Genomic DNA, 12,639 nt, shown 5'->3' on the forward strand with positions numbered 1-12,639 from the left:
CAGCTATTTAAAGTGTATTCCGGTCTGAAAAACAACCCTTTAATACACGTATAGAATAGCGCGTTTTATTTCTCTATAAAACGGAAATGAATATCAATTTCATTTCCGTTTTTTTATGCTATGTAACAAGAAACTATAAAAAATAGTGTAAGCACAACACTTTTCTCCGTAATATCTTTGTCAATTCAGAAAATAGTCGTAACTTAGCACGCAGAATTAGAAAACATAACTAACAACTAAAAACTCTTCGCAATGAGAAAAATCAATTCAATGCTTATTGGCCTTGGCACCATTGCCATTCTTTCAGCATCATGTGCCTCTAAACAAAATGCCACATTAACAGTTTCCGGACTTGACACAGCTAAGTTTGACACCATCCTTCAAGAAAAGCCCGTCAAACTGTATGTACTTAAAAACAATAATGGCATGGAAGCCTGCATCACCAACTATGGTGGTCGCGTGGTAAGCCTTGTGGTGCCCGACAAAGACGGTAAACCCACCGATGTTGTCCTTGGATTCGATAATATCGCTCAGTATGCTGATACGATCAAAACACCTTCTGATTACGGATCAAGTGTAGGTCGTTATGCTAACCGCATCAACAAAGGTAAGTTCACCCTTTCAGGTACAACCTACCAGTTGCGTCAGAACAATGCCCTCCATTGCCTTCACGGAGGTGGAAATACCGGATGGATGCATAAAGTCTATGATGCCGAACAGGTTTGTGACTCTATCCTCAAACTCACCATCGTAGCTCCAAACGGAGAAAATGGATTCCCCGGTACTGTTACCGCCACTACCACTTATAAGGTAACTGCCGACAACACCCTTGACATCGTTTGGGAAGCCACTACCGACAAGGAAACGATCATCAACATGACCAACCACAACTACTACAATCTTAGTGGTGATTTCACCAAACCTTGTTATGACCAAATACTCTATGTTAATGCTGATAATTTCACTCCCTCTGACGCTACCAACATGACAACGGGTGAGATTCTTCCTGTAGCTGGTACTGCAATGGATTTCCGCACTCCTCATGCTGTAGGTGACAGTATCCATTCTGACTATCAACAGATCAAGAATGCCACAGGCTACGACCACAACTATTGTCTGAACACTTATAAAGACGGAAAGGGCGATGATACACAGGTATGTGCTTCACTCTATAGTCCCAAGAGTGGCATCTTTATGGAGATGTTCACCAACGAACCAGGTGTTCAGGTATATTCTGGAAACTTCCAGGGGGTTGGTGCTGATGCGAAGATAGCCCGGAAACATGGTCTTACCTATCCCAAGCATGTAAGCATCTGCTTGGAGAGTCAGAAGTATCCCGACAGTCCTAATAAGAAAGACTGGCCTCAGCCCACACTTAAACCCGGTGAGAAATACTACAGTCATGCTGCCTACCGTTTCTCAATCAAATAATATGTTTTATTCACTAATATACCTATAATTATTATGAATAGTATTTCAGGAGCAATTGCAATGTCTGGTTTCAAGACCATCGACTTTGTAATTCTCGCATTCTACCTAATCTTGTTGGTTGGTTTAGGATTATTTTTAAGTCGCAACAAAGACGGAAAAGAAAAAAGTGCCAACGACTACTTCCTTGCTGGCAACACACTAACATGGTGGGCTGTAGGTGCATCATTGATAGCTGCTAACATTTCTGCCGAACAGTTTATCGGAATGTCAGGAACAGGATTCCGTGACGGTATCGCTATTGCCGCCTATGAAGTAATGGCAGCTGCCGCATTGGTAGTCATTGGAAAGTTCTTGCTTCCCGTCATGCTTGAGCGTAAGATTTTCACTATTCCACAATTTCTCCGTGAACGCTATAATGATGGCGTAGGCCTTGCCTTCTCTATTCTGTGGCTTTTCCTTTATGTCTTCGTCAACCTGACTTCTGTAGCATGGCTGGGCGCTTTGGCCATCGAACAGATTCTCGGTCTTCAAGGTCTTGGCGTCAGCATCTTCGGCATGGAGGTTTCTATCCGTATGTTGATCATCCTCGGATTGTTCATTGTGGCAGGAACCTATTCTATCTATGGCGGACTTGCCTCTGTGGCTTGGACCGATGTGATGCAGGTCACCTTCCTCGTAGGTGGCGGTATTATTACCGCTTACATCGCATTACAGGAAATGGGTATAGTAATGGGAACCGACGCATTAGGCGCCCTTGGACAGGTTTATAACGACATGACGACAGGCGCCCATGCACAGGATGTTCATTTCCACTTAGTCATCCAGCAAAGCCATAATGCTGATGCCTTTGCCAATGTTCCTGGTATTGCCGCTGTAGTAGGTGGAGTTTGGCTTACCAATCTCGGTTATTGGGGTTTCAACCAATATATCATTCAGAAAGGACTTGCCGCCAAGAGTATCAACGAAGCCAAGAAGGGTCTTATCTTCGCCGGTTTCCTTAAGATTCTCATTCCTTTCATCGTAGTACTTCCTGGCATTTGCGCCTATTATATTATGGAGAATCCCGAATTCTTCAAGAACATGGAATTGGCAGGCAATATCAACGTTGCCGATGATGCCTATCCTTGGCTCATCCGCAACTTCACACCTACAGGTATCAAGGGCTTGAGTTTTGCCGCTCTTGTAGCCGCCATCATCTCTTCTTTGGCTTCTATGTTCAACTCCACCTCAACCCTTTTCACGATGGACATATACAAGAAGTACATCAACAAGGGTGCGAGTGACAAGCAGTTGGTAAATACCGGCCGTATCGTAGCCGTTGTGTCATTGGTTATAGCCCTTGTTACCGTTAAACCGTTGCTGGGCGGACTTGACCAGGCATTCCAGTACATTCAGGAATATTCAGGTTTCATCTATCCAGGTATCATCACCGTCTTTGGTCTTGGTCTGCTGTGGAAGCGTGCCTCTTCTACTGCAGCAGTATGGACGGCCATCCTAACCATCCCCATGGGTGTACTCTTCAAGGTTTGCTTCCCCGATGTAGCCTTCCAGTTCCGTGCTTCCTACATTTTCATCATCCTTGTCACCTTCTTCATCCTTGTATCATATCTCGATAAGAAATATGTAAGTGCAGAAACTCCTTCTGCCGCAGATCAGAAGCAGATGATGACATGGGCACGCATCCTGGCAGTAGCTGGTCTTGCCATGATTATCGTGGCTGCAATAGTAGTAATTCTCGGCGCCACTCACGATGTGAAGTCTCCAGAAACAAATTTCATCGACTATCTGAACGACATCGGTTTGCAGGCGTTCATCTTCTTCGGCGTACTCGTAGGCTGCAATGCCGTATGGCTCTACAGCAACTCACGTGATAAGGTCAAGGACGAGAAAGCCCTTCCTATCAATCTCTCTATCTTCTCTACCGACCGAAACTACACATACGGTGCCGTAGGAATCTGTGTCATTACCTTGTTGCTTTACGCCTTACTTTGGTAATATTATGACAAGTTTCTATCAAGATAAAACAAAAGTCCTCGTATCGGTCGATTGCATCATCTTCGGATTCGACCAGAACGAACTCAAGATCCTGATCGGCAAACGTCAGATGGATCCTGGGCGTGGTGAATGGAGTCTCTACGGAGGCTTCATCCACCTCGATGAGGGCATCGACGAAGCTGCCGACCGCGTGCTCTACGAACTTACCGGTATGCGCAATGTATATATGCGTCAAGTAGGCGCTTTCGGTAGTGTTGACCGTGACCCGGGTGAACGTGTGGTCTCTATTGCCTACTACGCCCTGATCAACGTCAAACAATACGACGACGAACTGCGCGAACAGCATGGCGTGGAATGGGTGAGCATAGACAATATTCCCCCACTCTATTCTGACCATAAAATAATGGTGGAGAAGGCACGTCGCATCATGAAAGAAAAGATTCGCACCGCACCAATTGGCTTCACGCTGTTACCGAGTCTCTTCACCCTTACCCAACTTCAACATCTGTATGAAGCTGTCAACGGCGAGGAACTCGACAAGCGCAATTTCCGTAAGCGCGTGAAGGAAATGGACTTCATCGAGAAGACAGAACTGATAGATAAGACCAGTTCACGTCGTGGCGCCTATCTCTACCGTTTCAACAAGAAAGCGTACAACGAAGATCCTAATTTCAAACTATAGGATTGCTGTGCCACACGGCACAGTTATCCTTGTCTAATTTATAAATCTAAACATCATGTTAGAAGAACTGAAAGAAAAAGTATTCCAAGCCAATCTCGACCTTGTGAAACACAATCTCGTGATTTTCACGTGGGGCAACGTTTCTGCCATCGACCGCGAAAAGGGATTGGTAGTCATCAAGCCCTCTGGAGTCAGCTATGACACCATGAAGGTATCCGATATGGTTGTTGTAGATCTCCACAGCGGCAAAGTAGTGGAAGGTGACCTCAACCCCTCATCCGACACTCCTACCCATTTGGTACTCTACCGTGCCTTCCCTGAAATCGGAGGTGTAGTCCATACCCACTCTACCTATGCCACCGCTTGGGCACAGGCAGGACGCGACATTCCCAATATCGGTACTACCCATGCCGACTATTTCCACGATGATATTCCGTGTACTGCCGATATGACAGCCGACCAGATGGCAGAATACGAATACCATACTGGTGTTGTCATCGTCAACCGCATCTCTTCTGGTAATATCAATCCCGTCCACACCCCTGGTGTCTTGGTCAAGAACCATGGCCCTTTCTCTTGGGGTAAAGATGCCGACCAGGCAGTCTATAACGCCGTAGTGATGGAACAAGTGGCAAAAATGGCATTCATCTCTCTGTCGGTCAATCCCGACACCACGATGAATCCCCTGCTCGTTGAAAAGCATTTCTCACGCAAGCATGGTCCCAATGCCTACTATGGCCAGAAGAAGAAACAATAGATTTCATACTTCAACAATTCATGGATTCCATCCTTCATTAACAAAATAGTAGAAAAATGACAAATAATGCAAAACAAACAATAGAAAGCGGTAAGGCTGTACTCGGCATCGAGTTTGGTTCTACCCGCATCAAGGCTGTTCTCATCGATGAGAACCACCACCCCATAGCACAAGGTGCTCACGAATGGGAGAACCAGCTCGTTGACGGTCTGTGGACCTACAGCATCGACGCCATTTGGAAAGGTCTTCAAGACTGCTATGCAGACCTCCGTGCCAATGTACGCAAGGAATATGATGTCGAATTGGAAACGCTGGCAAGCCTTGGCTTTAGCGCCATGATGCACGGCTATATGGCATTCAACCAAGACGAGCAGATACTCGTGCCCTTCCGTACTTGGCGCAATACCAATACGCAGAAGGCTGCTGCCGAACTTTCAAAACTGTTTCAATACAACATTCCCTTGCGCTGGAGCATCAGCCACCTTTACCAATGTATTCTCGATGGAGAGGCACATGTGAAAGACATCAAATATCTGACCACTTTGGCAGGATATGTTCATTGGCAGCTGACTGGCGAATTTGTACTCGGCATCGGCGACGCTTCAGGTATGATTCCCGTTGATCCCAACACCAAGACCTACGACGCAACCATGGTTGACAAGTTCAACACCCTCGTTGCCTCTAAGCACTATCCCTGGCAATTACTTGACATCCTCCCCACCACGCTGAATGCAGGAGAAAAGGCTGGTTGCCTGACGGAGAAAGGTGCCAGTCTGCTCGATGTATCGGGTCATCTGAAGGCCGGATGCCCCTTATGTCCTCCTGAGGGCGATGCTGGCACAGGCATGGTAGCCACCAATGCTGTCAAGCAACGCACAGGAAACGTAAGTGCAGGCACCTCGTCGTTCTCTATGATTGTATTGGAGAAAGAACTCTCCAAACCCTACGAGATGATCGACATGGTGACCACTCCTGATGGTTCTCTCGTCGCCATGGTTCATTGCAACAACTGCACCAGCGACCTCAACGCATGGGTCAATATTTTCAAGGAGTACCAGCAGTTGCTCGGCGTACCTGTTGATATGAATGAGGTATTCGGTAAACTCTATAACCACGCTATGACAGGCGATGCTGACTGTGGCGGACTTGTAGCCTACAACTATTTCTCAGGCGAACCGGTAACCGGACTGGCTGAAGGTCGCCCCCTCTTTGTGCGCTCTGCCAACGACCATTTCTCATTAGCCAATTTCATGCGTGCCAACCTCTATGCCTCTGTTGCAGTATTGAAAATCGGTAACGACATCCTTTTCAACGACGAACACGTGAAGGTAGATCGTATCACCGGACACGGTGGACTTTTCAAGACCGAAGGTGTTGGGCAACGCGTATTGGCAGCAGCCATCAATTCTCCCATCTCTGTCATGAAGACTGCAGGTGAAGGCGGAGCATGGGGTATTGCCCTTTTGGCAGACTACCTGGTCAACAACGACAAGCAACAGACCCTTGCCGACTATCTCGAGCACAAGGTATTCAACGGCAATACAGGTACAGAGATTGCTCCTGACGCTCATGACGTGGCAGGATTCAATGCCTATATTGAAAACTACAAGAGCGGTCTCGCCATAGAACAGGCTGCCACAGCAAACAAAAAATAAATCCAATACAAATTTAAAATACAATACTAATTATGCATTACAATTATTTCCTATCAGCAGCCTTTGCCCTATGCGCTTCTCAGGTTTCTGCAGAAAGCATCAAGGCAACACTCAAAACCGACCAAGGTAAGAACACCATCAACCGTGAGATCTACGGACAGTTTGCCGAACATCTCGGATCTTGCATCTATGGTGGTCTCTGGGTGGGCGAGAACTCTCCCATCCCCAATATCAACGGCTACCGAAAAGACGTGTTTGAAGCACTCAAAGACTTGAACGTTCCTGTACTCCGTTGGCCTGGTGGATGCTTTGCCGACGACTACCATTGGATGGACGGTATCGGTCCTCGCGACAAGCGTCCTTCGCTGCGCAACAACACTTGGGGCGGAACGATTGAAGACAACTCTTTTGGCACACACGAATTTCTGAACCTCTGTGAAATGCTGGGTTGCGAACCCTACGTCAGCGGTAACGTTGGAAGCGGAACAGTCAAGGAGATGGCACAATGGGTGGAGTATATGACCAGCAACGAAGATACTCCGATGGCACGTCTGCGTCGCCAGAACGGTCGCGACAAGGCTTGGCACGTGAAGTATTTCGGTATCGGCAACGAGGCATGGGGCTGTGGTGGCAACATGACACCAGAATACTACTCAGACGAATTCCGTAAATTCAATACCTACCTGCGCGACCAACCAGGCAACCACCTCTACCGCATCGGAAGTGGTGCTTCCGACAGCGACTACAAATGGACCAGCGTATTGATGGATCGCATCGGCGAACGCATGAACGGCGTATCGCTCCACTACTATACCGCGGCAGGTTGGAATGGTTCGAAGGGTTCTGCTATCAAGTTCGACAACGACCAGTACTACTGGGCACTCGGCAAATGTCTGGAGATAGAAGAGGTCATCAAGAAGCACAAAGCTATCATGGATGAGAAAGACCCCAACCATAGAGTAGATCTTGTGGTTGACGAATGGGGCACCTGGTGGGACGAAGAACCTGGTACCATCGCCGGTCACCTCTATCAGCAGAATGCCCTGCGCGACGCTTTTGTGGCTTCTCTCTCCCTCGACGTTTTCCATCGTCATACCGACCGTGTGAAGATGGCGAATATCGCACAGGTTGTCAACGTACTGCAATCCATGATTCTTACCGACCAAGAAGGCACAGGCCACATGGTACTCACCCCAACCTACTATGTTTTCAAGATGTACGCTCCTTTCCAGGATGCCACCTATCTACCCATGACAATAGCCTGCGACACCATGAAGGTGCGCCACGAGTATTTCACCCCTATGGATGCTCAGAAGGCTAATGGCTATCGCAACCTGCCCTTGCTGTCCTATTCTGCAGCCAAGACCAAGGATGGTCAGATTGTCATTGCCCTTACCAATGTCAGCCTTGACAAAGAACAGGCGATCGACATCGACCTCGAAGGTACAAATGCCAAGAGCGTCAACGGACAGATTCTTACCGCTAAAAACGTAGCAGACTTCAACGATTTCGATCACCCCGACCGCGTAAAAGTTGCCGATTTCAAGCAAGCCAAACTCAAGAAAAACGTGCTCTCGGTGAAGATTCCTGCTAAGAGTTTGGTAGTAATGACCTTGAAATAAGCGACATTAAAGGACTTTATTTAGGAAATTCACAAAAAAAGCAATACACAAAGTAATCTTTTCGGATTTTTTCTGTATATTTGCATGTGATATTACAACAAAACTAACGTTATCAAAATAAAACATTGATTATGAACGACAACAAAATCATGAACAAGGCTGCAGATAATATTCGTATTCTCGCAGCTTCAATGGTAGAGAAAGCCAAGTCTGGACACCCCGGAGGAGCTATGGGTGGTGCCGATTTCATCAACACCCTCTATAGCGAATTCCTCGTATATGATCCAGAGCATCCTGAGTGGGAAGGACGCGACCGTTTCTTCCTCGACCCAGGTCACATGGCTCCTATGCTTTACTCACAGCTCGCCCTCATCGGCAAGTTCACCCTTGAAGACCTTAAAAACCTCCGTCAATGGGGTTCCGTAACTCCTGGTCACCCTGAGCGCGAAATCGCCCGTGGTATCGAGAATACCTCTGGACCTCTCGGACAAGGCCATTGCTTTGCCGTAGGTGCTGCCATTGCTGCCAAGTTCCTCAAGGCACGCATGGGCGACGTGATGGGACAGACCATCTATGCCTACATCTCTGACGGTGGTGTACAGGAGGAAATCTCACAGGGCGCAGGACGTATTGCCGGAACATTAGGACTCGACAACCTCATCATGTTCTATGATGCCAACGATATCCAACTCTCCACCAAGACAGAAGTGGTGACCAATGAGGATACCGCCAAGAAATACGAAGCATGGGGATGGTACGTACAGAAGATCAATGGTAACGACGTTGACCAGATTCGCGAAGCCATCAAGAATGCTCAGAAGGAAACCGATCGTCCAAGCCTGATCATCGGCCATTGTGTCATGGGTAAGGGCGCTCGCAAGGCTGACAACAGCAGCTACGAATGCAACTGTGCTACCCACGGCGCTCCACTCGGCGGCGATGCTTACGTCAACACGATGAAGAACCTTGGTGCTGATCCTGAGAATCCATTCCAGATCTTCCCAGAAGTGAAAGAGATGTACGCTAAACGCGCAGAAGAACTTAAGAAAATTGTGGCAGAGCGTTACGCACAGAAAGCTGCATGGGCAAAGGAGAATCCTGAAAAGGCTCAACTCCTGGAAGAGTGGTTCAGCGGTAAAGCTCCCAAGATTGACTGGAGTCTCGTACAGCAGAAGGCAGGTGCAGCTACACGTGGTGCAAGCGCTACCGTACTCGGTGTATTAGCAGAACAGGTGCCCAACATGATCTGCGCCTCTGCCGACCTTTCAAACTCAGATAAGACCGATGGATTCCTCAAGAAGACCCACGACATCGTACGTGGCGATTTCAGCGGTGCCTTCTTCCAGGCTGGTGTTGCAGAGCTCACCATGGCATGCTGCTGCATCGGTATGGCTCTCCACGGAGGTGTAATCCCTGCATGCGGCACATTCTTTGTATTCTCCGACTATATGAAACCTGCCGTACGTATGGCAGCCCTCATGGAACTCCCCGTGAAATTCATCTGGACCCACGATGCCTTCCGTGTAGGTGAAGACGGACCTACCCATGAGCCCGTAGAGCAAGAGGCACAGATTCGCCTGATGGAGAAACTCAAGAACCACCACGGCAAGAACTCCGTACTCGTTGTACGTCCTGCCGATGCAGAAGAGACCACCGTATGCTGGCGCATGGCGATGGAGAATACCGATACTCCTACCGCCCTAATCTTCTCACGTCAGAATATCGACATGCTGCCCGCAGGCAACGACTACAGCCAGGCCACCAAGGGTGCTTATGTAGTAGCAGGTAGCGACGAAGACTACGATGTCATCCTGCTCGCTTCTGGTTCTGAGGTATCTACCCTTGAGGCAGGTGCTGACCTGTTGCGCAAAGACGGCGTGAAGGTTCGCGTAGTCAGCGTACCTTCAGAAGGTCTGTTCCGCAGCCAGCCTAAGGAGTATCAGGAGAGCGTTCTCCCCGCAGGCAAGAAGAAGTTTGGTATGACCGCAGGGCTTCCCGTCACCCTCGAAGGTCTCGTAGGAGCCGACGGTACTGTATGGGGGCTCAACAGCTTCGGATTCTCTGCTCCCTACAAGGTGCTCGACGAGAAACTCGGTTATACTGGCGAAAACGTCTATAAGCAGGTGAAGGCCCTGTTGGCATAAACAATCTCAAAACACAATTAATATGGAAGTAAAGACAGTTGGCGTGGCATGCGACCACGCAGGATTCGCTCTCAAGAAGTATGTGCTTCAGTATCTTGAAGAGCATGGTTATGCCTATAAGGACTACGGCACATGGAGTGACGCCTCCGTCGATTATCCCGACTTCGGTCATGCTTTGGCAGAAGGCATCGAGAGTGGCGAGGTATATCCAGGTATAGGCATCTGCGGTTCAGGCGAAGGTATTGCCATGACCCTCAACAAGCATCAGGGTGTTCGTGCCGGACTGGCTTGGATTCCTGAGATTTCCCACCTCATCCGTCAGCACAACGATGCCAACGTCCTGGTCATGCCAGGTCGTTTCATCGACAACAAGATGGCGGAGAAGATTATGGACGAATTCTTCAAAACCACTTTTGAAGGCGGTCGCCATCAGAAGCGTGTTGACAAGATTCCCGTAACTCGCTAAACCGGTAACGGGAGGTATCCCCCTCCCCGTCTCCCACATAGATTCCCGACCCACCATCATAGGTGCGGTCGGGATTTTTTGTATTCCCTCCGAAAAGGTTGCACCTTACACAGAATAAACCATTAAACTTCTGTAATCATAACGACAAACAAATCTCCAACAGAATGGGCACAGACACTTGATGATGAAGTAATAGCATCTGCATTGTTGGATCGTTGACTGTATAAATGTGAAGTGATAAACTTAAAGGGAAGCTGTTATAGAATGGAGAACAGATAGACAATTTTCGATAAAAACAGTAAAAATAATAAAAAACAAACTGGTGGGTTAACTTTACGAAAAATTGGTGGGTTTAAATTTGCTTATTACAATGGAGCAGTGAGAGCAGAGAATAAACCAAAAATTATTCTTTGCCGAATGAGACAAAAACAACCTATGACGTAAATCTTACGCTAGAATCTTTAGAATAATCTTTAACTAGAATCACAGATCATAAATCAGAAATAAAAGTCCGCGGTATCTGTGGGATGTTAAAAAGGGAGGGTACATGAGAGGTACATAAAGAAAATGTGTGTTCTCTTTGCTTTCGCTGCTTCAAAATTTGGATATTAAAAGTCTATATCGTATCTTTGCAAGCGAATTAAGAAAAACGAAAAAAGAAAGATATGAAAGATTCTTCAACGAAAAAAGCATTAAATCTGAAAGCACTTACTAAGAGTTCGGTATGGGACGTGCAGGAAAACGACATCTTCCGCATTTTGGACGGCGGCAGTAAAGACCCCGACTTCAAGGAAAATATCCGTCGCTACACAGACATCATACGCTCTGCATTCAATGTAGAAGAAATAAAGAAAGACTCTCCTGCTATTCGCGCTGCCTACGAGAAACAAGGATATAAGGTTGGAGCATTCTCTATCGATGAGAATGCAAAAATGATTATTGCCATCCGTAAACGCCCTATTATGCGCGTTACTGACCTGACCTACGAAAATATCCGCCACATTACTGCTTCCAAACTTATGGAGGTGCTGGAACGTAATTTCGGAGGTGGATGGGACTCACTGTCACAGTCTATCCAAGACATCATAGAAAGCGGTTTTGAAATCTCTACCACTACCTTGCCCAAAGACAGACTCCATAAGAAAGGTGGTATGTATGAAAAGAAGGTCGCTGATGGCTTTGAGGTTCTTGAAGTAGAAAAAGGTACATGGGTTGAGGCGATCTTCGCAAAACTTAAACCAGAGACTGTTAAACCAAGAATGAAATTTGAAACTCACGACGAGGACGAAATCCCTGAAGACAATTACAACAGTCCTGACGAGGATGACGATTCGTTTAACGATGACGTGATGAACGAAGATAATTATCGTACCACTTTTGAGATTGAAAGTGATCCCGACGAAGAGGCGGAAAGTATTTCCGATTTCGGCGGAGAAGATTAAAAAGAAACGAATAGAACACCAAATAAAATGGTGGAAAAGGGCTTCAAATGATGAATTTGAGGCTTTTTTTATGTTTTTTCAAAAAAAAACTCAAAAAAGTTTGGTAAAAAAAAAAAAACGTCGTACCTTTGCAACCGCAAACAAGAAAACAACGCGCTTGTAGCTCAGTTGGTAGAGCACCTGACTCTTAATCAGGGTGTCCAGGGTTCGAACCCCTGCAGGCGTACAAAGAGAGAAAAATATTATTTTTCTCTCTTTTTTTTTGTATCTCACCTACCCGATTAATGGCCCACACGGATTACGGCTCACCCGATAAACCGGCTCAATAGATTTTTCATAGGGGTAAATGAGTATGATTCATATGAAATGCTTACCTTTGCATCATGGAAGACAAAGGTTTGCTAATGTTGGCACGTATGGTGCTGCCCAAGGAAGTGCTTGACCA

10 protein-coding genes and 1 tRNA gene are annotated in these 12,639 nt (G+C 47.0%); all 11 read left to right on the forward strand.

Annotated features, from left to right (window positions below; translation table 11 throughout):
- The first annotated feature begins 252 nt into the window (after positions 1-252).
- The 11 genes from CIK96_RS03740 (at position 253) to CIK96_RS03790 (ending at position 12,420) form a co-directional block, all read left to right on the forward strand.
- Positions 253-1,431: an aldose epimerase family protein gene (locus CIK96_RS03740; protein WP_094439715.1), complete on the forward strand. Its 1,179-nt coding sequence runs from the start codon at positions 253-255 to the stop codon at positions 1,429-1,431.
- A gap of 33 nt (positions 1,432-1,464) precedes the next feature.
- Positions 1,465-3,426: a sodium/sugar symporter gene (locus CIK96_RS03745; protein ID WP_094439717.1), complete on the forward strand. Its 1,962-nt coding sequence runs from the start codon at positions 1,465-1,467 to the stop codon at positions 3,424-3,426.
- A gap of 4 nt (positions 3,427-3,430) precedes the next feature.
- Positions 3,431-4,108, forward strand: coding sequence for an NUDIX domain-containing protein (locus CIK96_RS03750; RefSeq protein WP_094390340.1), 678 nt, complete (start codon positions 3,431-3,433; stop codon positions 4,106-4,108).
- 55 nt (positions 4,109-4,163) lie between these two features.
- Positions 4,164-4,865 carry an L-ribulose-5-phosphate 4-epimerase gene (locus tag CIK96_RS03755; RefSeq protein ID WP_094439719.1) on the forward strand — a complete coding sequence of 234 codons (702 nt, stop codon included), beginning with the start codon at positions 4,164-4,166 and terminating at the stop codon, positions 4,863-4,865.
- Positions 4,866-4,921: 56 nt separating this feature from the next.
- A complete protein-coding gene (locus CIK96_RS03760) occupies positions 4,922-6,520 on the forward strand; it encodes a xylulokinase (protein ID WP_094435104.1) in 1,599 nt (532 codons plus the stop codon).
- A gap of 32 nt (positions 6,521-6,552) precedes the next feature.
- Complete coding sequence (locus CIK96_RS03765) at positions 6,553-8,142, forward strand: alpha-N-arabinofuranosidase (RefSeq protein WP_094439721.1); 1,590 nt, start codon at positions 6,553-6,555, stop codon at positions 8,140-8,142.
- A gap of 131 nt (positions 8,143-8,273) precedes the next feature.
- Positions 8,274-10,286 carry a transketolase gene (locus CIK96_RS03770; protein ID WP_094435102.1) on the forward strand — a complete coding sequence of 671 codons (2,013 nt, stop codon included), beginning with the start codon at positions 8,274-8,276 and terminating at the stop codon, positions 10,284-10,286.
- A 22-nt stretch (positions 10,287-10,308) separates the two neighbouring features.
- Positions 10,309-10,752 (forward strand): RpiB/LacA/LacB family sugar-phosphate isomerase, encoded by a 444-nt coding sequence (locus tag CIK96_RS03775; protein WP_094390335.1) that lies wholly within the window; start codon positions 10,309-10,311, stop codon positions 10,750-10,752.
- 138 nt (positions 10,753-10,890) lie between these two features.
- Positions 10,891-10,971 (forward strand): ATP-binding protein, encoded by an 81-nt coding sequence (locus CIK96_RS13625; RefSeq protein WP_301638560.1) that lies wholly within the window; start codon positions 10,891-10,893, stop codon positions 10,969-10,971.
- Positions 10,972-11,417: 446 nt separating this feature from the next.
- Positions 11,418-12,194, forward strand: a complete 777-nt coding sequence (locus tag CIK96_RS03785; RefSeq protein ID WP_094439723.1) for a hypothetical protein — start codon at positions 11,418-11,420, stop codon at positions 12,192-12,194.
- Between the two features lie 153 nt (positions 12,195-12,347).
- Positions 12,348-12,420 (forward strand) — tRNA-Lys (locus tag CIK96_RS03790).
- The last annotated feature ends 219 nt before the right edge of the window (positions 12,421-12,639 follow it).

Source organism: Prevotella sp. P4-98 (assembly GCF_002251405.1).
Taxonomy (GTDB): Bacteria; Bacteroidota; Bacteroidia; order Bacteroidales; family Bacteroidaceae; genus Prevotella.